Origin of the sequence: Pseudomonas sp. UBA3149, from assembly GCF_002364655.1 — a bacterium.
GTDB lineage: Bacteria > Pseudomonadota > Gammaproteobacteria > Pseudomonadales > Pseudomonadaceae > Chryseomonas > Chryseomonas luteola.
In genome coordinates this window covers 235,721-260,247 of the sequence record NZ_DEYV01000012.1, presented here as the reverse complement: position 1 = coordinate 260,247, position 24,527 = coordinate 235,721, and the positions used below count along the sequence as shown (strand labels likewise).

General features: G+C 57.4%; 22 protein-coding genes. 10 read left to right on the top strand and 12 right to left on the bottom strand.

Features of this window, described 5'->3' with window-relative positions; all coding sequences use genetic code 11:
* The first annotated feature begins 153 nt into the window (after positions 1-153).
* Positions 154-567: a topoisomerase DNA-binding C4 zinc finger domain-containing protein gene (locus tag B3729_RS10600; protein WP_286787845.1), complete on the top strand. Its 414-nt coding sequence runs from the start codon at positions 154-156 to the stop codon at positions 565-567.
* Here B3729_RS10600 and B3729_RS10595 read toward each other — a convergent pair.
* Positions 564-1,730, bottom strand: coding sequence for an MFS transporter (locus B3729_RS10595; protein ID WP_286787844.1), 1,167 nt, complete (start codon positions 1,728-1,730; stop codon positions 564-566). The genes B3729_RS10600 and B3729_RS10595 overlap by 4 nt on opposite strands.
* 317 nt (positions 1,731-2,047) lie before the next feature.
* On the opposite strand from B3729_RS10595, the gene B3729_RS10590 reads away from it, so the two are divergent.
* Positions 2,048-3,130 carry a GGDEF domain-containing protein gene (locus B3729_RS10590; protein ID WP_286787843.1) on the top strand — a complete coding sequence of 361 codons (1,083 nt, stop codon included), beginning with the start codon at positions 2,048-2,050 and terminating at the stop codon, positions 3,128-3,130.
* A 26-nt stretch (positions 3,131-3,156) separates the two neighbouring features.
* Here the strand turns inward: B3729_RS10590 and B3729_RS10585 are convergent, their stop codons facing one another.
* Positions 3,157-4,182, bottom strand: coding sequence for an alpha/beta fold hydrolase (locus tag B3729_RS10585; RefSeq protein ID WP_286787842.1), 1,026 nt, complete (start codon positions 4,180-4,182; stop codon positions 3,157-3,159).
* A 167-nt stretch (positions 4,183-4,349) separates the two neighbouring features.
* Positions 4,350-4,478: a hypothetical protein gene (locus B3729_RS10580; protein WP_286787841.1), complete on the bottom strand. Its 129-nt coding sequence runs from the start codon at positions 4,476-4,478 to the stop codon at positions 4,350-4,352.
* Between B3729_RS10580 and B3729_RS10575 the strand changes: the two genes are divergently transcribed.
* Positions 4,477-5,583, top strand: a complete 1,107-nt coding sequence (locus B3729_RS10575; RefSeq protein WP_286787840.1) for a catalase family protein — start codon at positions 4,477-4,479, stop codon at positions 5,581-5,583. The genes B3729_RS10580 and B3729_RS10575 overlap by 2 nt on opposite strands.
* A 19-nt stretch (positions 5,584-5,602) precedes the next feature.
* Here B3729_RS10575 and rbsD read toward each other — a convergent pair whose 3' ends face one another.
* From rbsD to B3729_RS10540, 7 genes are all read right to left on the bottom strand, one after another.
* Positions 5,603-6,007 carry a D-ribose pyranase gene (rbsD, locus tag B3729_RS10570; RefSeq protein WP_150346652.1) on the bottom strand — a complete coding sequence of 135 codons (405 nt, stop codon included), beginning with the start codon at positions 6,005-6,007 and terminating at the stop codon, positions 5,603-5,605.
* Between the two features lie 8 nt (positions 6,008-6,015).
* Positions 6,016-6,924: a ribokinase gene (gene rbsK, locus B3729_RS10565; protein ID WP_026003976.1), complete on the bottom strand. Its 909-nt coding sequence runs from the start codon at positions 6,922-6,924 to the stop codon at positions 6,016-6,018.
* Between the two features lies 1 nt (position 6,925).
* The gene (locus B3729_RS10560; RefSeq protein ID WP_286787839.1) at positions 6,926-7,942 is read right to left on the bottom strand and encodes a LacI family DNA-binding transcriptional regulator; all 1,017 of its coding nucleotides are present in this window, start codon (positions 7,940-7,942) and stop codon (positions 6,926-6,928) included.
* A 2-nt stretch (positions 7,943-7,944) separates the two neighbouring features.
* Complete coding sequence (locus B3729_RS10555; RefSeq protein ID WP_019365989.1) at positions 7,945-8,928, bottom strand: ABC transporter permease; 984 nt, start codon at positions 8,926-8,928, stop codon at positions 7,945-7,947.
* On the bottom strand, positions 8,925-10,478 hold the full coding sequence (locus tag B3729_RS10550; RefSeq protein ID WP_286787838.1) for a sugar ABC transporter ATP-binding protein: 1,554 nt from the start codon (positions 10,476-10,478) through the stop codon (positions 8,925-8,927). Before B3729_RS10550 ends, B3729_RS10555 begins: the two co-directional genes overlap by 4 nt.
* Before the next feature lie 94 nt (positions 10,479-10,572).
* Complete coding sequence (locus tag B3729_RS10545; protein WP_150346648.1) at positions 10,573-11,532, bottom strand: sugar ABC transporter substrate-binding protein; 960 nt, start codon at positions 11,530-11,532, stop codon at positions 10,573-10,575.
* A 171-nt stretch (positions 11,533-11,703) separates the two neighbouring features.
* Positions 11,704-13,299 carry a carboxylesterase/lipase family protein gene (locus B3729_RS10540; RefSeq protein WP_286787837.1) on the bottom strand — a complete coding sequence of 532 codons (1,596 nt, stop codon included), beginning with the start codon at positions 13,297-13,299 and terminating at the stop codon, positions 11,704-11,706.
* A gap of 395 nt (positions 13,300-13,694) precedes the next feature.
* On the opposite strand from B3729_RS10540, the gene B3729_RS10535 reads away from it, so the two are divergent.
* The 6 genes from B3729_RS10535 (at position 13,695) to B3729_RS10510 (ending at position 21,046) form a co-directional block, all read left to right on the top strand.
* Positions 13,695-13,937, top strand: a complete 243-nt coding sequence (locus tag B3729_RS10535) for a hypothetical protein (protein WP_286787836.1) — start codon at positions 13,695-13,697, stop codon at positions 13,935-13,937.
* A 94-nt stretch (positions 13,938-14,031) separates the two neighbouring features.
* Complete coding sequence (locus B3729_RS10530; protein WP_286787835.1) at positions 14,032-15,030, top strand: aldo/keto reductase; 999 nt, start codon at positions 14,032-14,034, stop codon at positions 15,028-15,030.
* Between the two features lie 122 nt (positions 15,031-15,152).
* On the top strand, positions 15,153-16,538 hold the full coding sequence (hglS, locus tag B3729_RS10525) for a 2-oxoadipate dioxygenase/decarboxylase HglS (protein WP_286787834.1): 1,386 nt from the start codon (positions 15,153-15,155) through the stop codon (positions 16,536-16,538).
* A 173-nt stretch (positions 16,539-16,711) separates the two neighbouring features.
* The gene (locus B3729_RS10520; RefSeq protein WP_150346643.1) at positions 16,712-18,343 is read left to right on the top strand and encodes a methyl-accepting chemotaxis protein; all 1,632 of its coding nucleotides are present in this window, start codon (positions 16,712-16,714) and stop codon (positions 18,341-18,343) included.
* Positions 18,344-18,517: 174 nt separating this feature from the next.
* Complete coding sequence (locus B3729_RS10515; protein ID WP_074822161.1) at positions 18,518-19,156, top strand: 7-cyano-7-deazaguanine/7-aminomethyl-7-deazaguanine transporter; 639 nt, start codon at positions 18,518-18,520, stop codon at positions 19,154-19,156.
* Between the two features lie 270 nt (positions 19,157-19,426).
* Positions 19,427-21,046, top strand: coding sequence for a glucan biosynthesis protein D (locus B3729_RS10510; protein ID WP_286787833.1), 1,620 nt, complete (start codon positions 19,427-19,429; stop codon positions 21,044-21,046).
* Between the two features lie 86 nt (positions 21,047-21,132).
* On the opposite strand, the gene B3729_RS10505 is transcribed toward B3729_RS10510, so the two are convergent.
* Positions 21,133-22,752 (bottom strand): methyl-accepting chemotaxis protein, encoded by a 1,620-nt coding sequence (locus B3729_RS10505; RefSeq protein ID WP_286787832.1) that lies wholly within the window; start codon positions 22,750-22,752, stop codon positions 21,133-21,135.
* 237 nt (positions 22,753-22,989) lie between these two features.
* Between B3729_RS10505 and B3729_RS10500 the strand changes: the two genes are divergently transcribed.
* The gene (locus tag B3729_RS10500) at positions 22,990-23,493 is read left to right on the top strand and encodes a GNAT family N-acetyltransferase (RefSeq protein ID WP_286787831.1); all 504 of its coding nucleotides are present in this window, start codon (positions 22,990-22,992) and stop codon (positions 23,491-23,493) included.
* 14 nt (positions 23,494-23,507) lie between these two features.
* Here the strand turns inward: B3729_RS10500 and B3729_RS10495 are convergent, their stop codons facing one another.
* Positions 23,508-24,416 (bottom strand): LysR family transcriptional regulator, encoded by a 909-nt coding sequence (locus tag B3729_RS10495; RefSeq protein WP_286787830.1) that lies wholly within the window; start codon positions 24,414-24,416, stop codon positions 23,508-23,510.
* Between the last annotated feature and the right edge of the window lie 111 nt (positions 24,417-24,527).

Genomic DNA, 24,527 nt, shown 5'->3' with positions numbered 1-24,527 from the left:
TGCCGCCTCTCCCATTCATCGGTGACAAAACAAAGCCCCGATACGCCACTGGTCGGGGCTTATTGCCTTCGACTTAAGCTTGAATGTCCTTTGCCGATAGCCCTCGCATATCAGGCGCACTGTGCGCCGCGCATCAGCCAAATGGATAGAGTCATGGGACGCATGCCGCTTACGCAAAAGGCATTCACTGGATCAGTGCTTTTTCTTCTACCTTGCCTGACATGGGCCGAGGATGCGGCTGCCGGGGCACTTTCCGTCAGCGATGCCGCGATCATGCTGGGTATTGTTGGCGTGCTGGTAGCCTGGAGCGTCTATGAGGGGTTGCGCAGCAGTGGAATAACTCAAAAACCCGCGCCGCACCATTCGATCATTGCTGCCAATGCACCTTTGGTTACACCCTGGCAGGCCAACGCGGAGAATTGCCCGTTCTGCTCGGCGCCCATGAGCCTGCGCACGGCCAAGGCTGGCAAGAGCTTTTATGGTTGCAGCCGCGCCCCTGTCTGCCGGGGAACAAAGCTCATCAGCCACGCTGCAAGAGCGCATGGCTCTCGTCTATCGAGTCTCTAACCATGTTGCTCCAGTCTGAGGGCACGTCCACCCCTTGCCTTCAGGGCACACAGTACGAATAAGCCAGCCGCTGCGGCCAATACCAGTGGCAGGCCATTTGGCCCTGCGGACATGGCTGCGCCACTCAGGATGGGACCAGCAAGACTTCCCACGCCCCACAGAAACCCTGCACTGGCATTGGCGGTAATCAGGTTCTGCCCTTGAAAGTGCTGCCCGATAAGGGTGATGGCCAAGGTATAGACGCCACCGGCTACCGCACCCAATATGACCAGCACTGGCCAAAGCAACGCTTGCATCTGGATCAACCAGGGCAGCGCAAGACCAATCAGCAAGGCAATCAGACCACAGCCGAGGTAAAGGTGGTTGCGGTTGAAGCGATCGGACAGACAACCCAGCGGGTATTGCAGGCAGGTGTCACCTAGCAGAATGACGGTCGCCATCAGTGCGGCCAGTGCAACTTCGTAACCGTGGCTCAAGGCAAACACGGGAAACATGGACAGCACGACGCTATCAAAAAAGGAGAAGAACACGACGCCTGCGCAGATCGCAGGGGCGACCTTCAGAAAGCCCAACACGGTAAAGGTCTTTTCCTCAACGATAGCCTTACCGGCGATGGGGTTGGGCAGAAACCGCGCGGTAGCTAGCAAACACACAGCAAAGATCGCCAGAACGATGCCTGTCACCCAGGCACTGCTGGGTCCCAAGGCGGAAACCATGGCAGGCCCAAGCAGCTGAAAACCAGTGAAGAAGGTGGCGTACAGGGAGACAACACGACCACGGTTGGATTCATCGGCAATCTCGTTGACCCAGGCCTCCCCCAGAATAACGATCAGCCCTGCCCCTACTCCTATCAGAAAGCGGAACAACCCTAGCGGGATGAGTTCGGTTCTGAAGACTTCCAGCATGGCGATACTGACCATGGAGAGGAAAAAGCACAGCAGGTAGATGTGCTTGCGGCCAAGCCGTGCGGTGAGCCATTCGACGATAAAGGCCGTCACGAGCATACCGGCGGCCGGCAAGGCTGAAAGGATGCCAATGGTCAGGTTGGAGATATCCGCTTCGTGCAGGCGTAGCGCCACGACGGGAATGGTGGCGCCGATACTGAGGCCGACGACAGAAATGCCGACAATCAGCACGGCAAGGATCAGTTTGTTGGGCAGCACACATCAACTCCACGCAAGCCATTCGGGCTGCGTCTCGATACTCATCAGGTAATGGGTGTCCGGCGTTATGAGGTGCCGGTTCAATAGGCTTATTCATACTCAGGGATAAGCGTGTCTTATTAGCTAGCTTACTGTAAGCAACATACCCTTACTAATCGGCGGTTCCTGTACCTCCTCAAGATTGCCGTGCCGCTGATCAAGCGGCTTATTTTCAAGCTGTTCTCACTCAAGACTTACCAGGTCCAGCCGATGTTCTGTAACAACTTTCACGGGCTGAAACGTGCAGCGCCATGCATGTATAAGTCGGGTCGGACTTAATGAGTAATGATCTTTCGGCGTCTGATCGCGCCCAGATTTTGGAAACAGCAACGGATCGTTTCTGGAGCAGGGGTGTACTTGGCATCAAGGCAGTGCTGGGTATTCACATTATTTTTCTGGTGACGTTCATTGCACTGGATGTAAAAGCCCTCTGGCTGACCAACATTGGCAGCGTGGCCATTCATTTCTATTGCCTTCAATTACTCAAGGCCAAGCGCTATCGGCTGACAAGCACGCTGCTCATATCAGAAATCGTCGTGCATGCCGTGGTCGCAACCATGGTCATAGGATGGCATACCGGGTTTTACTACTACCTGCTCTGCATCGTTCCGATTGCCTTGTTCAATTACACCGTTGCCCCCTTCTGGCGCTGGGTAACCTGCATACTGATTTGTACTTGCCTACTGATAGGCAAGGTTACGGATCTGTTTTTCGCCGTTGAACCCCTGCTCATGTTGAGCCCCAAGGTTACAGAGCTGTTCAGCCTGTTCAATCTGAGCTCGGCCATCGTGATGCTGGTCTATATTTCGGCCCTGACGGCTTCCAGCTCGATTGCCATGCAGGTAGACCTGTTCACCCTGGCCAACAAGGACAGCCTGACCAATCTATATACCCGCGGACGTCTGCACAGCGAGGCGCAGCGGCTGTACCGCAGCCCTCAAACGTTCAAGCCGATCTCACTGATCATGCTGGATGTGGATCACTTCAAGAACATCAACGATACCTTTGGCCACGACGTGGGCGACACGGTCCTGCAGCAGGTGTCATCGGTCATTGCCGCGTCGGTGAGAGGCACGGACGTGGCCTCACGCTGGGGTGGTGAGGAATTTTTGATCCTGATGCGTAATACCGATCTGAAAAATGCCGACAAGATTGCCGAGCGGATCTTGAATGAAATTCGCGCAATACGTTTAGAGGTAGAGGGTGCCACCATTATGGTGACGGCCACGCTGGCGACCTGCGTGATTGGCGAGTGCGAGTGTCTGAAGGATGCCATCAAGCGCACCGACAAGGCGCTTTACCAGGGTAAACAGCAAGGCCGCAACCGAATCATGCGAGCCGCTCAAGCTGTCGCAGCCTGAGCGGCATCAACGCGTGTCCTACCCCGTCAACGGACCTCTAGCGGAAACCGCAGTAGCAACCAGTGCAGGAAGACGCGGTTGACCTCATCGGGCCGCTCCTGCTGGGTCCAGTGACCGGAGGACTGGATGGCGCCTCGCTGAAGGTCATGCACGTACATTTCCATGCCTTCCGACATGGAAGGCGGCAGGAAGGCATCCTGATCCGCAGTGACCATGAGCGAAGGCACGTTTATCTCCGTCGGCAGATTGGCCGAACGCTCCCAGTTACGTGTGATGTTGCGATACCAATTAATGCCACCGGTAAAGCCGGTCCGGCTGAAGGTTTCAACAAAGACGTTGAACTCCTCCTCGGTCAGAAAGGTTTCCCGGGTATCCTGTTCGGGCTGATAGGCCTCCAGCCAGCGCACCAGTGCAAAGGCTGAGCCCTGCTCAGATGCCTTGGCCTTTGCGATACCCGCCCCGTCGACCTCGTCTCCTCTAGGCTTTTTCATCAGGAAACTGAACACTTTACGGGCATCTCGGTTGAAAACGCTGTCTGCCTCGCCGGGCTTCTGGAAGTGCACCTGATACATCTCGTCGCCCATGCGCTTTCGCATCGCCTCGATCGGTTCGACAGGCGGGCGAGGCAGATAGGGCGTATTAAGGCCAATCACACCGGCAGTACGATCAGGATGCAGAAGCGGCATCTGCCAGACCAGCAAGCCGCCCCAGTCGTGACCACAAAAAATGGCTTTTTCTATCCCCAGATGGTCCAGCAGACCGACCAGATCACCGGTCAGGTGCTCCATGTCGTAGGCCTCAACAGCCTCGGGCCGATCGGTCAATCCATAGCCGCGCTGATCAGGCGCGATGACCCAATACCCCGCTTCACTCAGCGCCTTGATCTGATGACGCCAGGAAAAGGCCAGCTCGGGAAAACCGTGGCAGAGCACAATGGGAATGGCTGGTTTGGAGCCGGTCATTCGAGGGCCGGCCTCGTAATAGGCCATCTTGATACCGTTGACCTGGGCTGTACGAGCCGCCGGCATCATGGGAAGTGCTGGGGCAGACATGGAGTTCTCCTCTAATAGAACGTTCTTTAACGGACTGCGGCCAGCGGGAAGGGTTTTGCTTCATAGCGTTTTGTTGCGTTTAAACGGAATGTGCAGCGAAAAAGGTTCGATTCGTTCCAAACGAGACGGCGGGACGAGGGATTTTTATACAAAATGCCATCTATCTGTCATTCATCAGCGCCTTTCATGAACAGTCGATAGCAGGGCGTGTCCAGAGTCAGGAAGGCTTGTGGCCAGTACGCACGCCATAACAACGATGCCACATAACGCACCCTGATGAGCTGAGGACTTTCCATGTCGACCACCCTTCCCATTCGCCCACTGCTGTTTGATCCATCATTTGAACAGATCCCGGAGGATGAGGCCGAGACCACTCGCAAGCTTGTCGAAACGATGCGCAAGATCATCGAGACGACCTCCGAGGATTATGGGCACGCCGTACGCAGTGTTCATGCCAAGAGCCATGGCTTGTTGCAGGGACGTCTGAAGGTACTGGAAGGCCTGCCAACAGAGCTTGCTCAGGGTGTATTTGCCAAAGCGGGTGACTACCCTGTCGTGCTGCGCTTTTCAACCAACCCCGGAGATCTGCTGGACGATAGCGTCTCCTCGCCGCGGGGGCTTGCGATCAAGGTCATTGGTGTGGAGGGAGATCGTCTGCCGGGTAGCGAGGGCCAGCTGACTCAGGATTTCGTAATGGTGAATGCACCGGCTTTTTCGGCAGCAACACCAAAGGCCTTTCTGAAAAGCCTGAAGCTTCTGGCCGCAACCACAGACAAGACTCCGGATCTCAAGAAAGCGCTGTCGGCCGTCCTGCGCGGTACTGAAAAGGTAATCGAAGCCGTTGGCGGTGAAAGTGCAACGCTCAAATCCCTGGGCGGCCATCCGGAGACCCACATCCTGGGCGAAACCTTCTACACCAGCGTGCCCCTGCTGTATGGGCCTTATTACGCCAAACTCAGCGTAGTGCCTGCTTCTCCCGAGCTGATGGCCCTGTCCGACGCACCGCTGAATGTAAACGGCAAGCCCAATGGGCTACGCGAGGCGGTAAGCGAATTCTTTGCCAGGCAGGGTGGCGTATGGGAGATGCGGGTTCAGTTGGCTACCGATTCGAAGAAGATGCCCGTCGAGGATGCTTCAGCACAGTGGCCGGAGGAAGAAAGCCCTTATATCACCGTAGCCCGGATCGAAGTCGATCCGCAGCCCACCTGGACGGAGGCCCGCGCCAGGGAAGTAGACGACAGCATGGCGTTCTCACCCTGGCATGGCCTGGCAGCGCATCGTCCCATTGGGGGTGTGATGCGTTCTCGCAAGCCGGCCTACGAGATGTCATCCGGGTTCAGGGGGCAGTACAACGGTTGCCCCATTCATGAGCCACGCTCACTGGATAGACTACCTCAGTGAGCGTGCCCTGCCGGTGTCATCAGAAAGTGACGCCAGCAATCAATGCAATATTGGTATAGGGCTGGCATTCGCCGGTGCGGACCTGAACGCGCGCCTTTTTGCATAGCGCCTTGAGGTCCTCATGGCTTACCAGTTGGCGCTTGCCTAACTCGCCCGCGGCGCTTAACCGCTGGATTTCAGCCAATGCAGGCGGATGCTGGGCAATGGTTTCCTCGGCAAGGACATGGGACTCGACCTGCATTTCACTCACGATGACACGCAGCGTAGTAGCGAAGTCGGGCACGCCATGAGTCACGGCCAGATCGATACATTCCACGCCGGGCGGTACGGGCATGCCAGCGTCGCCGATCACGATCACATCACCGTGACCAAGGCTGGCGATCACGCGGGATAGCGCACTGTTAAGCAAAGGAGTCTTTTTCATGGGCGCTCTCAGATGTTCAATTCGCGGCGATAGGGAATGGAGGGTTGCGCTCCGGCACGGGTGACGGACAGCGCAGCCGCCTGCTGGCCCAAACGAACGGCCTCTTCCAATGGAAGACCTTCACCCAGGGCAGCAGCAAATCCGCCAACAAAGGTGTCTCCGGCCGCCGTGGTATCCACCGCCTGGACAACCTGCGCCGGGAAGTGCTGCTGCCGTTCGGTATCCTTATACAGCACGCCCTGTGAGCCCATCGTCAGCAGGATACGCTTGGCGCCTGCATCAAGCAGTTGCTGGGCAGCCTGGGCGGCTGTTTCCAGCGAGTTGACCTCAATACCGGTCAGAAGGCCGGCCTCGCTCTCGTTTGGAACCAGGTAATCCACATGACCATACCAATGAGCAGGCAGCGGGCCTACGGCTGGTGCTGGGTTGAGAATGACCGTCTTTCCCAGCTCGCGAGCGCGGGTCAGCGTCTTTTCGACCGTGGCGACCGACACTTCCAGCTGGGCGATGACCACATCGGCAGCCTGCAATGCGGCGTCGTGGCGGGTCAGGTGCTCGGGCGACAGCTCGCCATTGCTCCCTGCCACGATCACGATGCAATTCTGCCCATTGTCATCAACCAGAATGGAGGCGATACCGGTCGGTACACCCTCTACGGATTCGACCGTGGAGCACTCGATGCCTTCGGCTTCCAATCCGCTACGCAGCTGCTCGCCGTAGGCGTCACGGCCTACGCAGCCGATCATGGTGACCTGGGCGCCCAAACGGGCACAGGCCACTGCCTGATTGGCACCCTTACCGCCCGGCGCTGTCACGAAGCTGCGGCCCGCCAGGGTCTCACCGCCTACCGGCACGCGTGGGGTCCGTACGACCAGGTCCATATTCAGACTCCCCACGATCACTATTTTTGCTTGCATCTTATGGACTCTCGTTCAATTCGATAGACGTGGTGGACTCGCGTACCACCAGGGTAGGCGCCACCACGGTATGTTCGGGTGTAGGCCGGTGCCGCTGCCCGAGCCGGGCCAGTAGCTGTCCGGCGGCGCGCTCGCCCAATTGCAGGATGGACTGCCCCACCGTGGTCAATGCCGGATAAAGGTAGCGGCTCACAGCGATATCGTCGAAACCAACAACCGACAGATCCTGCGGAACGCGCAGGCCGCGCTCGGCGGCGGCGCGCAGGATACCGATTCCGATCATATCGTTCCCGGCAAAAATGGCCGTGGGTGCACTCTTTTCCAACAAGTGTGCGGCAGCGGTATAACCGGCGGCGCTAGTAAACTCGGTATTGAGCAGCCACCCAGGCTGTATCGTCTGCCCAGCTTCCTTCATCGCACGGCAATAACCAGCCAGGCGTTCCTGAGCGACCAGCGTTTCGGCAGGTCCACCCAGGCAGGCGATACGCCGATGACCCAACGCCAACAAGTGCCTCGTTGCCAGATAGCCGCCCTCTTCATGGTCGATCTGCACCAGATCCGCCTCCACGCCTTCCAGCGGGCGGTCGACCAGCACCATCGGCACCTTGACTGCGGCCAAGGCCTGGGCGAACTCACCGTCGCCGCCCACGGTGGCCACGATCAAGCCGTCGATACGACGCTCCAGCAGCACACGCAGGTAACGGCGCTGCTTGTCGTTATTATCATCGGAGTTGCAGAGGATGACGCTGTAGCCGTTACGCTCGCAGTGATCCTCGATACCCCGCGCCAGCTCCGCGAAGTACGGGTTGCTGCCATTGGGCACGAGCAGCCCGATTGTGCTGGTGGCCTTGGCCTTGAGCGAGCGGGCCACGCCGCTGGGAACGTAACCCAGCTGGTCGATGGCTGCCTCGACCTTAGTGCGCACTTCCGCGCTGACCGGGCGAGTACCATTGAGCACGTGCGACACGGTGGTATAGGAGATACCGGCCAGTGCCGCGACGTCCTTGATGGTCGCCATGGTTAGCCTCGGCGCTTGGCGCGATGGCTGCGGTAGGTGTCCAGCACCACGGCCACCACGATCACCGCACCGGTAATGATGCGTTTGGTCGGCTCGCTGGCGCCAATCTGTGCAAGCCCGGCGGCCAGCACGGAAATGATCAGTACGCCAAAGAACGTGCTGATGACCGAACCGCGTCCGCCCATGAGGCTCGTTCCGCCGATCACTACCGCCGCGATGACTTGCAGCTCAAGCCCGGCGCCGGCGTTGGGGTCAGCCGCTTCCAAACGGGACACCTGAAACAACGCGGCCAACCCTGCCAGCAGGCCCATCAGAGCAAAAACCAGGATTTTGTAAGGCTTGGGGTTGATACCCGCCAGGCGCACTGCTTCTTCGTTGGTGCCGATGGCGACGAGATAGCGGCCAAACACGCTGCGCGTCAGCAAGGCATGGGCAACGGCAATCACCAGCAGCGCGATGATAAAGGAAGGCGAAATCCCAAAGGCGAACGGCGTGGACAGCCAACCATAGGCGTCACCGATGTAGGCCGTGCGCGAATCCGTTAATTGGTAGGCCAGTCCCCGCGCCATTTCCAGCACACCCAGGGAGACGATAAATGAAGGAATCCGCCATGCCACGGTTACGCTGCCCGTCACGGTGCCTGCCAAGGCTGCGCAAACCATACCTAGGGCCGCTGCCGGGAAGATACCCCACCCCCAGTTGAGCGTAGCCACGCTAACGACCGAGGCCGCCAGTGCCAGCACCGAACCTACGGACAAGTCGATCCCACCGATGATGAGGATCAGCGTCATGCCCACCGACAGCACCATCAGGTCCGGAATCTGGTTGGCCAGGGTGGTGAAGGTGTTATAGGACAGGAAATGGCTGCTCATGGCAGAGAACAGCACGATCATGGCCAGCAAGGCACCGGCCAATCCCAGGTAGGTGCCCAGGCCGGACACACTGCTGCTGCGCTTGGGCGCGGCCGGAGTTACGGTAGTGTTCATACGGAGAGTTCCTGTATGGGAGAAACCGCTTCGCCCAGCATCGCTTCACGGCTGCTGTATCCGGCAAAGGCGGCGGCCAGGAGGCGATCCTGGCTCCAATCGTTACGGTCAAAGGTTTCCATGAGACGGCCGGCAGACAACACGGCGATCCGGTCGCAGATCAACATCAGCTCACGCAGGTCACTGGACACGACAACGAGTCCCTTACCCTGCCGGGTCAGCTCGCCCAGCAAGCCGTAGATGTCGAACTTGGCACCGATGTCGATGCCCCGGGTAGGCTCATCGAACAACAGCACCTGACAATCACGCTCCAGCCAGCGGCCGATCACGACCTTCTGCTGATTACCGCCGGAAAGCTCACCCACCAGCTGATGAGGGCTGGAACTGCGAATTCGCATGGCCTTGATCTGCCGCTCTGCTAAGGCAAGTTCGGACGCAGACTGAACCACGCCGCGCTTGGCAACGGCAGGCATGTTACCCAGCGCCAGATTCGCGCAGATGGATTGGGTGAGTAGCAGCCCTTCCCCCTTGCGATCTTCGGTGATCAGGGCGATGCCATTGCGGACCGCCTCGGCTGGCGAGCTGACGTTGACTTCACGCAGCGGATTACCCACAAAAACACGCCCGCTGTCGGCCCGGTCGGCGCCGTAGATGAGCCGCAGCAATTCGGTACGACCCGCGCCGATCAAGCCGGAAATACCGAGAATCTCTCCAGTGCGAACCTCGAACGATACATCGCAGACCTTGCCGGCACGGCTCAGCTTGTCCACTTTCAGTATCGGCGCGCCAATGTGGCGCTCGCCCAGGTCAATATGCTCACCCAGCTCACGTCCCACCATCAGCGCTACCAGCTGATCGGTGTTGTAACGGCTAATGGACTCGGCGGCAACCAACCGGCCATCGCGCAGAACCGCGATCCGCTGGGAGATGCGCTTGAGTTCTTCCAAGCGGTGGGAGATGTAGACGATGGCGACACCACGGGCCTGCAGGCGCTCGATCTGCTCGAACAACAGGTCGACCTCGCGCGCCGTCAGCATGGCGGTAGGCTCGTCGAGAATCAGGATGCGGCAGTCACCGGTCAGATTACGGGCGATTTCGACCATCTGCTGGTGGCCGACCCCCAGGTCAGAGACCAGGGTATCCGGATCAATAGCATCCAGTCCGACCTGCGCCATGGCCAGCCGTGCCTGTTCGCGCAACCTCCCGCGGGAAATCCACCCGCCCCGACTGGGCAGGTTATCGAGAAACAGATTTTCGGCAACGGTCAGGGTCGGCAGCAGGTTCAGCTCCTGCATAACCATGCGCACGCCCAGGCGCTCGGCCTCGGTGCGGCTACCGGGGGTGTAGGGCTGATCGAGAAAGGTCATCTGCCCGGTCGTGGGCGGAGTCAGCCCCGCGATGATCTTGGACAACGTACTCTTGCCGGCGCCGTTCTCACCTGTCAGCGCCAACACCTCGCCGGGATACAGCTCAAGGCTGACCTCTCCCAGAACGGGTTGCGCATAGGTCTTGCCGATGCCGGTAATGGAAAGGACTGGCCTGCCCGACATGACGGTCTCCTTTAAAACTCAGGTGCCCCGCAAGACTCCGGTGCAGAGGCGAATACGATCGACTCCGCGCCAAAGCCCGGCGGGTAAGGATGAATTACGGCTTGGTTACCAGCTCGACAGGCGTTTCGATCACACCGTCGACAGCACCGGTGGACTCACCCTTGACCAGCTTGAGCGCAGCGTCGATACCAAAGACCGCCTGCTTGCTGGCGTACTGGTCAGCCGTAGCCAGAACGCGGCCGTCCTTGAGCATGGGCTTGATGGCATTGATGTTGTCGTAACCCACTACCAATACTTCGCCCTTTTTGCCCGCAGCGCGAACGGCAGAAACAGCGCCTAGGGCCATGCTGTCATTACCAGCCAGCAGCGCCTTCAGATTGGGATGTTCGTTCATCATGGCAGAGGCCACGGCGTTGCCCTTGTCGATCTCCCAGGAGCCGGACTGGACACCCACGATCTTCATGTTGGCCGCTTCCATAGCGTCCTTGAAGCCAGCGGTGCGCTGCTGGGCATTGAAGGTAGTGGAAACGCCCTCGATGATGCCAACTTCGTCACCGGCCTTGAGCTGCTTGGCCAGGTACTCACCTACCAGACGGGCACCCTTGCGGTTATCCGGGCCTACGAAGGGCACCTCAAGCTGCTTGCTCTTGAGTACGTCCTGATCCAGACGGTTGTCGATGTTGACGACCTTGATGCCTGCATCCATGGCTTTCTTGATGACGGGCACCAACGCCTTGGAATCTGCCGGTGCGATGACGATGGCATCGACCTGGGACACGATCATCTGCTCGACAATACGAATCTGGCTGGACGTGTCGGTTTCGTCCTTGATGCCATTGGAGATCAGATCGAACTGGTCAGAATGCTCTTTTTGATAACCCTTGGCACCGTCTTCCATAGTGCGGAAGAACTCGTTGGCGAGAGACTTCATCACCAGCGCGACCTTGGGTTTATCCGCATCCTGAGCATAAGCCGCGGACAAGGGCAGAAAAGCGGAAGTCGTGGAAAACAGAACAGCAGCAGCGAGAAGCCGCATAGGGCGGGATGCGTTCATGGTGCACTCCATTGTTGTCTTTGTTATGGCGCAAACGTTTGCGTGGCAAAACTATGAGAAGAATTGGCAGAATTGTCAATCTGCGAAGTGTGATGGCGGACGGGTTGCCAGAGAGAGAAAAACAGGGAAAACAGGCATGTCGAGCCGGCAAGGACCGGCTCGACGAATAGCTTACGGTTTGGCGTGCTGAGTTTTCTCGATCAGGTCGAGGCGCTCTTTCCAGGGGTCCTCTTTAAGAACCGGACCTTCATCGGCCGTGAAATCCATGACCAGATTGCCCTCACGGTTGAACGGTAGCCAGCGCGCCACATTTGTACCGTTGGGATTACCCGTCTTGATGAAGTTGACAAAGATGGCGTGAGCATCGCTGGCCATGTCCTGATCCTTGTCCGTTACCTTGTCGCCATATCGCGCTTCCAGCGTTTTGAAGAAATAGGGAATTTCGCTGGCATGCTGCGCCCCTTTGGTCTCACTGCGCAGCGAATCGGCGACGTAGGAGAAGCGATAAAGAAATGCCTGGCGATCATGCTGGGAGATCTTGTCGGCCACGAAGCGAGCCGGCTCGGTCATCATCCGGTCCATGGCAACCGCAGCCCCTACCGCCTGCACATCACCTGTATTTTCCGGGTCGTATAGCTGACGAGCCCGCTCTGCCTCACGCCCAAACGGTGCGAACAGCTCATCCATTGTCTTGGCCGTATTGAAGCCAAGATCGGCGCTGGTCGAACCGCTCAGCATAGGCACCTTGTTTTCCTGACCAGCGCTGTAGACCTGTTCCGGTGTACCCACCACGACCCGCCCGTCGAGTACCGGTCCGCCCACGTAAGTAGAGGTATTGCTGCCCATGGTCATCATGTTCAGGTCGCCCAGCACACGGCTGGCCGGCAATTCACGCAGCGCCTTCAATGCCTCGGAACCAGTGCCTTCAACACCAACACTGCGGGCGAAATTCTTGCCGATGGTCTCGGCGGAGGGATTCCCGGGCAAGTCACGGCTGACCTCATGCAGCTCACCCATCAAGGAACGTCCGCCCCCTGACATGACGATGGCACGGTCAAACAGCCCCCGCGTCAGTGGTGTGGTCGTGATATTGAGCACCGAGCCGCCGCCAGCAGACTCACCCATGACGGTAACGTTGTTTGGGTCACCGCCGAACTGACGGATGTTGCGCTTCACCCATTGCAGCGCAGCGATCTGATCCATGTAGCCATAGTTGCCCAGCGGGCCTTCTTTTGCAGCCGTCAGCGCAGGATGAGCGAAAAAGCCGAAGCGGCCGATCCGGTAGTTGAAACTGACAAAGACCACGCCATCGCGGGCAAAGGCGCTACCGTCATAGACAGACGGTGAAGCACCGCCGTTAACATAGCCGCCCCCATAGATCCAGACGACAACCGGCAGTGTGGCCTTGCGGTTTGCCGTCTCCTGCGCCGGACGCCAGACGTTGAGGTACAGGCAGTCCTCGGAGGGCTCTACGCCCAAGGGAGCTGCATCGCTGGCCATCGGCTTTTGCATGCAGTCTGCGCCATAGGCAGTCGCCTCACGCACTCCGCGCCAGGGCTTCACACGCTGAGGCGCACGCCACCGGTTCTCACCCACCGGCGGGGCCGCAAAGGGAATGCCTTTGAAGGAGATGACATCGCCCGACTGGCTGCCTTTCAAGCGGCCACTGTCGATGCCTACCTCAGTCAACGCGCCGGGTTGAGCGAAGGCACCCAGAGGCGCCATGAGCAGCCCCAGGGTTATCAGTTTCTTTAGGGATAGAGTCATTGTTTTTCCTTTTGGCAGATCAACGGCGCCAGCCGCCTGCAGAGCATCTGGGGCGCCTGCGGGTGTGACTTGCAGGCCGCTGTCGTGGTTCCACAGGCTGACTATGCGTCAGCGTGTCTAACACACGGCTTTTCCATACTATTCCATACAGTGATAGCGACCTTTTGTCTGCGAATGCGGTTGCATTGAGGATCAAAACATCATTTGCACTGTCACAGCGGGAGTTGATGGCATTAGAGCATCATCTCGCCCTTAACCACGGATCGGCGCGCCTTTAAAAGCGTAGCCGAGACCAGACGCGGTATCGACTCGCCATACTTTCCGAGACTCATGCGGGAAAGCCCTTGGTAATGGAATGCCGCAGTTTGATGACTGCCGATAAAAGGACCCCACCCATGAGCATCGCTTCGATCATTGCCTTGATTCTTATCGTCGTCGTAGGAATCCCGTCATTTAAAATCATCAGGGAAACACTGGCGCGTGCTCGCCTGCTGGAAGACCAGCTGGTGGCCATCAGTACGCAACTCAGAGACGTCGAATTCAAGCTGGAAGAGCTGGATGACAAAGTGGCCGCTATACCGACCGTACGTTCTTCAGAGCGTGCGGCACGAGTCGAGGAAGAAGCCGCTCATCACTGAGTGAGCGATTAGCCAGGTTAATGCTGCGCTCCCAGGGCGTAGATGCTGCCAGGGACCGGTCTATGGTGAACGTCTTCTTTTAGGAGCTTTCGCCATGCTTACACGCACGCTCGGCAAGACCGGCCTCCAGGTATCAGCGCTCGGACTAGGATGCATGGGCATGTCGGACCTGTACGGTCCGGCGGACCGTACCGAAAGCATTGCCACGATCCACGCGGCGCTGGAAGCGGGCGTCAACCTGCTCGACACCGGTGATTTCTACGGCATGGGCCATAACGAGCTGTTGATTGCCGAAGCGCTCAGGGATCGCCGGGAGGCAGTAACGATCAGCGTAAAGTTCGGTGCCCTGCGAGGACCAGACGGGGCCTGGATGGGTTACGACGGTCGCCCCAAGGCTATCCGGAATTTCCTGGCGTACACGCTCAAACGCCTGAATACGGATCATGTGGATATCTACCGTATTGCCCGCCTCGATCCAGACGTTCCTATCGAAGATACCGTGGGCGCCATCGCCGAAATGGTCAAGGCAGGCTATGTGCGCCATGTCGGCCTCTCCGAAGTCGGGGCCGATACGATCCGCCGGGCCGCGGCCGTTACCCCTATCGCTGATCTGCAAATCGAATACTCACTGATTTCACGCGGAATCGAAGCGGACATCCTGCCTACCTGCCGTGAACTTGGCATCGGAATCACGGCCTATGGCGTGCTCTCACGTGGCCTTATCAGCGGTCACTGGTCAAAAGACCGCGGAGGTGAGCAGGACTTTCGCGCCATCAGCCCGCGTTTTCAGGGCAGCAATCTGGACGCCAACCTCAAGCTGGCCGACACGCTCAAAGTCATTGCTCAAGAGAAAGGGGTTACCGCGGCACAGATGGCAATCGCCTGGGTGCTGGCGCGCGGTGAAGATATTGTCCCGCTGGTAGGCGCACGTACCCGTGAACGTTTGCATGAGTCGCTGGGTGCACTGGATATCATGCTAACCGCCGAGGAGCTGGCCAGAATCGAGCAGGCCATTCCCGCCAACGCCGCGGCAGGAGAACGCTATCCCGCCGCTCAATTGGCTCACATGGACAGTGAGAAGCGGCACGACTGAGCGGCTTGTCTGATTCCCTTTATGAATGAATGGGTGAATTTTTGTCATTTGTAAGGCAGGAAAGCGGCCAGCAGAATGGACTGATACCTCTATAGTCCGGCCCATCTAAGGAGCGGTATGCCATGACGACGCAGGCTTTTGTCGATCCCGATGAGATTCGCGCCCGGTTCTCCCGAGCTATGTCCGACATGTACAAGGCCGAAGTGCCCCTGTATGGAACATTGCTGGAGCTGGTGAGCGATATCAATCAGCGTACGCTGGCAAACAATCCGATCTTGGCAGAACAACTGCGCCAGACGGGTGAAATCGAGCGGCTGGACCAGGAGCGCCATGGGGCTATCCGCGTAGGTACGGCGCAGGAGCTGGCTACGCTGCGGCGCCTGTTCGCAGTCATGGGCATGTATCCGGTGGGTTATTACGATCTTTCCGAAGCAGGCGTGCCGGTGCACTCCACCGCGTTTCGGGCCGTCCACGAGGCTTCGCTGCAAAAGAGTCCCTTTCGCGTTTTTACCTCTCTGCTCCGTCTGGAGCTGATCGAGGACGAAGCACTTAAACAGAAAGCCGCGGCGATTCTGGCGCAGCGCATCATCTTTACGTCACGTGCGCTGGAACTGATCGCCCGCTGCGAGACCGAAGGCGGGCTGAGCGCAAGCGACGCCGATGCCTTCGTGCGTGAAGCCCTGGAAACCTTCCGTTGGCACGGCGAGGCCACAGTCAGCGCCGAGGTATATCAGCAGCTGCACGACCAGCATCGTCTGATTGCCGATATCGTGGCGTTCAAGGGGCCGCACATTAATCACCTGACGCCCCGGACCCTGGATATCGATGCCATCCAGCAAGGCATGCCGTCACGGGGGATTACGCCCAAGGCAGTTATCGAAGGCCCACCACCCCGCCGCTGCCCTGTTCTGCTTCGCCAGACAAGCTTTAAGGCGTTGCAGGAAAAGGTGACCTTCATCGATGAACAGGGCAATGCCGTTGCTGGCAGCCACACGGCCCGCTTTGGCGAGATCGAGCAGCGTGGTGTTGCATTGACGCCCAAGGGACGTGCGCTCTACGACAAGCTCCTGAACATTGCCCGCACCCAGGCTCCCAGCGAGAGCAACGCTCAGGCATACATGCAGGCACTGACCGACATATTCGCCGAGCTGCCGGACAGCTATGAGGCTTTGAGAAAACAGGGGCTGGCCTATTTTCGTTACTTCGTCACCGACAAGGACGATGCGGTTACCCAGGATGGGGCAAGAGATCTGGATGCCCTGATCCAGGCAGGCTATATCCACTATGAACCGCTGGTATATGAGGACTTTCTGCCGGTCAGCGCGGCCGGTATTTTCCAGTCCAACCTGGGCGATCAGGCTCAGACGCAGTATACCAAGGCGTCCAGTAAGGACCGTTTCGAGCAGGCACTGGGCGCGTCGGTACTGGATGAGCTGGCCCTGTACGCCGAGACCCAGGCGCGCTCGCTCAAGCGCTGTGAAGAGCAGCTGGGAATACCCCTTTCATAAGGCCGCAAGGCTCAAAGCGCTCCTCTTACCAACGGAGCGCTTTAGATAGCCGCGCTAGAGCGGCCGCCGTCTTATCGCTATCCGCAGGGTGCGTCCAGCCTAAAGATATTTCTTTTTTTTACCGATACAGAGCAGGTGAAACCTTACTGCCTTCTCCTATCGGAGCGCGTCCCATGTTGTCCAATTTAAGTATTGCCAAAAAGCTTGGTGCAGGCTTTGGGCTTATCATCGCGATCATCTGCATCCTGGTGTATGTAGCCCGCCACGGCTTTACCGAGGTCGATAATTCGGTCAAGTGGAACATTCATACCTATCAGACCATTGATGGGGCTAACAACCTGTTGATTAGCCTGACCAACATCGAAACGGGTATGCGTGGATTTGCCCTCAGCGGTCAGGACGACTTTCTGGAACCTTACAACGCAGGGAAAACAGCGTTTGAGCAAACCTGGACGAAGCTTAAAAACCTGACGTCGGATAACCCGACCCAGCAAACCCGTCTGGATGAACTCAAGGCCACGCAAATGAAGTGGCTGAGCGAAGACATCGAGCGTTCCATCCAGCTACGTCGCGCAGTCGTACAAGGTGCCTCCTCCATGGACGACATGGTGCAACGCATCATCGACCGTCAGGACAAGGCCAAGATGGACAAGATGCGCAAGATCATCGCTGACTTCAGCAACGATGAGTCCAAGCTGCTGGGCGTGCGTAATGAAGCCATGCAGTCTGCCGAACAGGTTGCTATCTGGACGCTTATCGGGGGTGGAATCCTGGCTGCCCTAGCGGCCATAGTCATTGCCTTCAGCCTATCCGTATCCATCAAGCGCCGTCTAAATGATGCCATTCAGGTTGCTCAGGCCATTGCCGCTGGCCGTCTGGATACTCAGATCCGCAGCACCGGCGAAGATGAAATTGGCAGCTTGCTTAAGGCCTTCAACGCCATGCAGCAGCGTCTGCGGGAAATGATTTCCGAGATCAAGGGTGGTGCCGAGCAGCTTCTGACGGCCGCTCGCGATATCTCCAACACCTCGGAGCAACTGGCTGTCGCCGCACGGGACCAGTCAAGCTCGGCATCCTCCATGGCCGCTACCGTGGAAGAACTCACCGTCAGCATCAGCCATGTCTCGACCAGCGCGAACGAGGCCCATGGTATTTCTACTGACTCCGGCAAGCGTTCCATCCAGGGTGGCAATGTCATCAAGCAAACCCTGGACAGCATGACGCAGATCGCCGGTACGGTGCAGAGCTCGGCTGAACAGATTTCCGAGCTGGACCGCCACGCCGATCAGATCACCTCCATCGTGAACGTGATCAGCGAGATTGCCGAGCAGACTAACCTGTTGGCCCTGAACGCAGCCATCGAGGCCGCCCGTGCAGGTGACCAGGGCCGCGGCTTTGCGGTGGTCGCCGATGAAGTTCGCCTGCTGGCGCAGCGCACCGGCAAGTCAACCCAGGAAATCGCCGACATGATCAAGAAGATCCAGGCGAGCACCCAGGACGCAGTCAGCAGCATGAACGTGGGCGTGACTCAGGTGAACCAGGGTGTGGAACTGGCTCACTCGGCCAGCCAGGCCATCGACGAGATTCGCAGTGGCTCGGATCGCATCATCTCCGTGGTTGACCAGATCTCCATGGCACTGCGTGAACAATCTGCTGCCAGCCAGGATGTAGCCCGCAGCGTGGAGCGCATCGCTCAGATGGCAGAGACCAACAGCCATTCCATTGAAAGCGCCTCGCGCAATGCATCGAGCATTCAGCATCTGGCCCAGTCATTAGACAAGCAGGTCGCGCAGTTCCGCTTGTAAGCCCTGTGTGTTGAAAAGCCCACCGCCTGGTGGGCTTTTTCCTGGGTGCGTCAATAACGCCCGGCGAATTTCGCTACGTTTTAGCCAGCACTGCGCTTAGAATGCGCGCCCTGCTCCCAAGAGCAGATCAACGTCATGGGTTCCCTCACCCCATTCCACTAAAAAGGATGCATCATGCAACTGACCTCTTCCGTCAGGCGCTCGGCATTGGCCGGCCTGATTGGCTTTCATATCCTGATCATCATCGCAAGTAACTACCTCGTCCAGCTGCCGCTCAACCTGTTTGGCTGGCATACAACCTGGGGCGCATTTAGCTTTCCGTTCATCTTCCTGGCCACTGATTTGACGGTGCGGATTCTCGGTAAAGGCCCGGCGCGCCAGGTCATCGCCCGAGTCATGGTGCCGGCGCTGGTCGTCTCGTACATCCTTTCTGTGCTGTTCCAGGAAGGCGCATTCCGCGGCCTGGAAGCCTTGGCGCAATTCAATACCTTTGTACTGCGTATCTCATTGGCGAGCTTTTTTGCCTATGTGCTGGGCCAGCTGGTAGATATCCATGTCTTTGATCGTCTGCGTCAGCTGCAGCAATGGTGGATAGCACCTACTGCCTCGACGATACTGGGCAACCTGCTTGATACCTTCGCCTTTTTCTCCATTGCCTTCTGGCACAGCGACAACCCTTTCATGGCCGAGCATTGGGTGGAGATTGCCTGGGTCGACTATACCGTCAAGCTCAGCGTCAGCCTGCTCTTGTTCCTGCCGCTCTACGGGGTGCTGCTGAGCGCCATCGAGCGCATGCTGCTGCGCCGCGCCTGACAGAATTCGTGTCGGACTATGTCTCGTCTGCCCCATCAGGCCAGATGAGACAACCCCTGGAAACACCCTGAAAAGGCATTCCAGACCCAAATCGACAGCTTTGTGCAGTGTTTTACAGTTTCCGAAACAGAATCGAACTGTTCTCGTTCGCAAACATCTCTTACCCTCAGCCGCTGCGTTGAGGATTATTCGAGACAGGTCTTTGTTATCGGACAGAGCCGGCCCCGTTGCCACAGCGCTTGACGACACCTTAGTCACATAGGTTCATGTATGCACCGCAGAGATCTTCTGAAAGCTTCACTGGCCTTTGCCGCGTATACCGGTCTTCCTTCGACGACCGTATTCGCCGCTCAATCCCTGTCTGGCGCCTCCAGCCAGGATGTAGAACCGTTCGAGTTCGATCTGCTGAAAAATCAGGCCAAGCAGATGGCAGCCAGTGCCTATGTGGATACGTCTCAGCAGTTGCCGCCCACGCTGGCAAAAATGACGCCACAGCAGTTCAACGCCATTCAGTACGATGCCAACGAGTCGCTATGGCATGATCTGAAAGGCCAGCTCGATGTTCAGTTCTTCCATGTTGGCATGGGCTTCAAACAGCCGGTCCGCATGTATAGCGTTGATCCAAAGAAAAAGCAGGCCACGGAAATCCATTTCCGGCCTCAGATGTTCAAGTACGAGAACAGCGGCGTCGATAAGTCACAACTCAAGGGTGACCTGGGCTTCGCCGGCTTCAAGGTGTTCAAGTCACCCGAGCTGACGCAGCACGATATCGTCTCGTTCCTGGGGGCAAGCTACTTCCGTGCAGTGGACGATACCAAGCAGTACGGCCTGTCAGCCCGTGGCCTTGCCATCAATAACTTCTCGGATACGGTGGAGGAATTCCCGAACTTCACCAAGTTCTGGTTCGAGACGCCCGAGCCGCACAGCACGCGATTTGTAGTCTATGCCCTGCTCGACTCGCCCAGCGCGACCGGTGCATATCGCTTCGACATCGACTGCCGCGCCACGCAGGTGGTAATGGCAATCGACGCTAATATCTATGCGCGCAAGGAAATCAAGCAGCTGGGTATTGCGCCGATGACGAGCATGTTCAGCTGCGGCACCCATGAGCGCCGCATGTGCGACACCATCCACCCGCAGATCCACGACTCCGACCGCCTCTATATGTGGCGCGGTAATGGCGAGTGGGTGTGCCGTCCGCTGAATAACCCCGCCAAGCTTCAGTTCAATGCGTTCGAAGACAAAAACCCCAAGGGTTTTGGCCTCGTGCAGAGCGACCATGAGTTTTCCAGCTATCAAGATACGGTGGACTGGTACAGCCGCCGCCCAAGCCTGTGGGTCGAGCCCACTACGGAATGGGGTGAAGGCAGCATTGATCTACTGGAAATCCCGACAACCGGCGAGACGCTCGATAACATCGTGGCCTGCTGGAATCCCAAGGTGCCTATCACGGCGGGCAAAGAGCTGCGCTATGGCTACAAGCTCTACTGGAGCGCGCTGCCGCCGGTTAGAACACCGCTGGCACAGGTCCATGCGACGCGCTCCGGCATGGGCGGCTTCGTAGAGGGGTGGGCGCCGGGTGAGCACTATCCGGAAGTCTGGGCCCGCCGCTTTGCGGTGGACTTCGTGGGCGGTGGCCTGGATACCCTCCCCCAAGGCACCGGAATCGAGCCCGTCGTCAAGGTCTCGAGCGGTGAGCTGAAAGACTTCCACGTCCTCTGGATACCGGACATCAAAGGGTATCGTGTGATCTTCGACTGGTATCCGACCAGCGATAGCGTGGACCCGGTAGACATGCGCCTGTTCATCCGCACCAACGACCGAACGCTCAGCGAAACATGGCTGTATCAATACTTCCCGCCAGCGCCTGAGCGCCGTCGCTACCCTTGATCTGTAGGAATAGTGCATGAAAAAAGCGGCTCTTGTGAGCCGCTTTTTATTGCGCGAAAAGAAGTTACAGCCGATAGGCGACTGAGTTACAGAGCGAACCGCCGAATCATGCCGTTGAGGTCCGTTGCCAGACGCGACAATTCATGGCTGGCCACGCCTGTCTGCTCTGCGCCAGAGGCCGTCTGCTGGGACAAATCGCGGATGCGCACCAGATTGCGATCCACCTCGCGGGCAACCTGCGCCTGTTCTTCAGCGGCAGTTGCGATAACCAGGTTACGCTCGTTAATACCCATGACCGCACAGGTAATGCTGTGCAGAGCCTGTTCAGCAGCGCTCGCCTTATCCATGGTCTCCCCAGCCTGCTCGGCACTGCTTTGCAGTGCACTCACGGTTTCGCGCGTACCGACCTGAATCTGGCCGATCATGCTCTCGATTTCGCGAGTCGACTCACCGGTCCTGTGGGCCAGGGCGCGCACTTCATCGGCAACCACTGCAAAGCCACGACCCGCATCGCCAGCTCGTGCGGCTTCAATCGCTGCGTTCAGGGCCAACAGGTTAGTCTGTTCTGCCACAGCACGAATAACATCGAGAACCTTGCTGATGTTTTGCGTTTGCGCAGCCAACGCTTCCGCTCGCTGAGAAGCTCCCAGCACGTTGCTCACCATGGACTGGATCGACTCAATGGTTTCGCTGAGTTGAGCCTGGCCCTGCTCGGCGGTACGGGTGGACGCTTTGGATTCCTCCGAAGTAGCCACTGCATTGGAGGCCACTTCATCCACCGCAGCACTCATCTCGGTTACGGCCGTCGCTGCAAGATCCAGTTCACTGTTTTGCTGTTGAATATCCCGCTTGCTTTCCTGGGTAATGTTGCTCATTTCCTCCGCAGCAGCTGCAAGCTGGTTGGCAGAACCCTCGATTTCGCCCAATGTTGTACGCAGGTTTTCCTGCATGAAGTTCAAGGACTGAAGCAGTTGAGCTGCTTCATCTACACCTTGGGTATCGATACGCCCCGTAAGATCGTTTTGCGCAATCTGTTGGGCCACGCTGACCGCCGAACGAATTGGTAAAATGATGCTACGGCTAAAAAACCAGGCAAGCAGTGCACCAAACAAGACAGCCAAAGTAATGGCTGTAATGGCAATGGTGCGTGCCTGAGTGTAGGCATTGTTGGCATTATTACCTGCACCTTGCGCTTCTTTCTGGTTATGGTTTGCCAGAACTTCAATCTGCGCATTGATAACGTCTGCGTAGGAAGAAACACTGCGAAGAACTTTCAACGCCTCTTCCGGCTTTTTAGCCTCCATCAGGGAGATAACCTTATATATGGCTTCTTTATAAACCTGATAAGAGTCGCCTAGCGTCTTCATGGCATTAACTTCTTCCGGCGCATCGGCATCCTTGTTGTAATCTGCCATGACGCGCTCGACCTTAGCCGTTATTTTGGAAAATCGCTCCTTATATTTGGTTTGCTCTTCCGGCAGGTCGTATACATAGAGTTGCAGTGCTGTGGTACGCAAACGGGCAAGTGCAATGCCAAGCTCATCGCCTAAAGCCAGACTGGGTAACGATTCGTTCTGAATGACCTCGCCGGACTTTCTGATCTCCGCCATCTGGAGCAGGCAAAAGACACCAAGCCCAAACAGCAGGATAATAATGAGACCAAAACATAATACGGTCCGTTGTGCGATTCTCATGCGTCTTAGCATACACACATCCTTTGCCTGAAAAGGCAAACTGCAGGGCTATAAAGATGCAGATGTTTAATCTGCAAAAAGAATTCTGGCAAACAAACTTATCGGCTAAAAATCAGGGACCATGAATAAATTTTCAATATGAAGGGTCAATAAAATACTTATTACCAAGCACTATGTGAAAACCTTGTTAAGGTCTTTAAAAAAGCAGCTGGTTATAATTAAATAAACTACTTTTTATTACCGTTCATCATGGTTATCCATCGTCTTTGTCCAGATCATGCAATCAGTTACCGCACCCTGATGCTTGAGGCTTATGCCTTGCATCCGGAATCTTTTACCTCCAGCGAGGCGGAGCGCGCGGTGCTACCGTTGGACTGGTGGCGATCCCGGCTGGAAAGCGATGCGGTATTTGGCGCATTCGACAAGGATCAGCTGCTGGGTGTAGCAGGACTTTCCTTCGAAACTCGAGAAAAGATCAGGCACAAGGCCACTCTGTTTGGCATGTACGTTCCACAGCGGTTTGGCCGTCAAGGCATCGGCTTTCATCTGATCCAAGCTGTACTGGAGCATGCCCGACATCACGAAGATATCAGGCTGGTACAGCTTACCGTCACGGAAGGCAACCACACCGCACTGCGCCTGTATGAGCGTTGCGGTTTTGAGGTGTTCGGGGTAGAGCCGATGGCGGTCTCCATTGGCAAAGCCTTCGTCAACAAGGTCCACCTCTGGCAAGAAATCCATCCTGCCAAATAAAACCAACTGCCAGCTCAGGTTATCGGGTCAAAACGGTCGCGGTACAGGTCAGTCAGCCACTCCACAAAAACTCTCACTCGAGGCGATATCTGCCTGTGTTGGGGATAGAGCAATGAAACCGGCAGGCCCGGCGTAGCAAACTCTTGTAGAACCGCCTTCAGCCGCCCCGCTTTCAGGTATTTTTCCACCCGGAAGCGAGGCACCTGAATCAAACCGCAACCGCTCAGGGCTGCGCGGGTATAGCATTCGGCATCGTTGACCGAGATCCAACCGCCAAGATCGCACTCGATAACCTGCCCCTCAACCTGAAAGGTGAAGGGGTAACGAATGTCGTGGCTGCTGGCAAAGAAGCCAACGGCCTGATGGTGGGTCAACTCATCTGGATGCTTTGGCACACCATAGCGGGCAAAGTAGCCAGGGCTTGCACAGACCACCTCGGGCATGAGCGCCAGCCTTTTTACGATCAGCGTTGAGTCCCTAGGGTGCCCTGCCCGCACCACACAATCGATTCCTTCACGCACCAGATCCACCAACCGATCACCGCTGCTGATGGATAACTCAATGTCTGGATAACGCTGCCGGAATTCGGCGATTCGAGGAAGGATGATTCGTGTGGCATGACTGCCGTGCAGATCGACGCGAAGCATGCCGCGCGGATTGGCCGCAATGGCGCTCAGGGAAGACTCAGCCTCTTCGAGATCTGCCAGAATACGAGAGCATCGCTCGTAGTAGGTCTGACCATCGAGCGTTGTGCGGACCTGTCGGGTTGTACGTTCCAGCAGGCGCGTTCCCAACCGCTTCTCCAACTCCTTAACCGCATGGGTTGCCGTAGCCCGAGGGATACCTAGGGCATTGGCTGCCTGCGTGAAGCTGCCCAGCTCGACGATACGGGTAAACAGCCGCAGCGACTCGAATCTATCCATGGCTTCAGCCCATTGTTGGTGCCTGTTGAACGGTCTTACCAAGTTCTGTGCATTTATCCAATGCCAATGAATTGCAAAAAATGACAGCCATGAAAGGGCTGGACGTTCCGG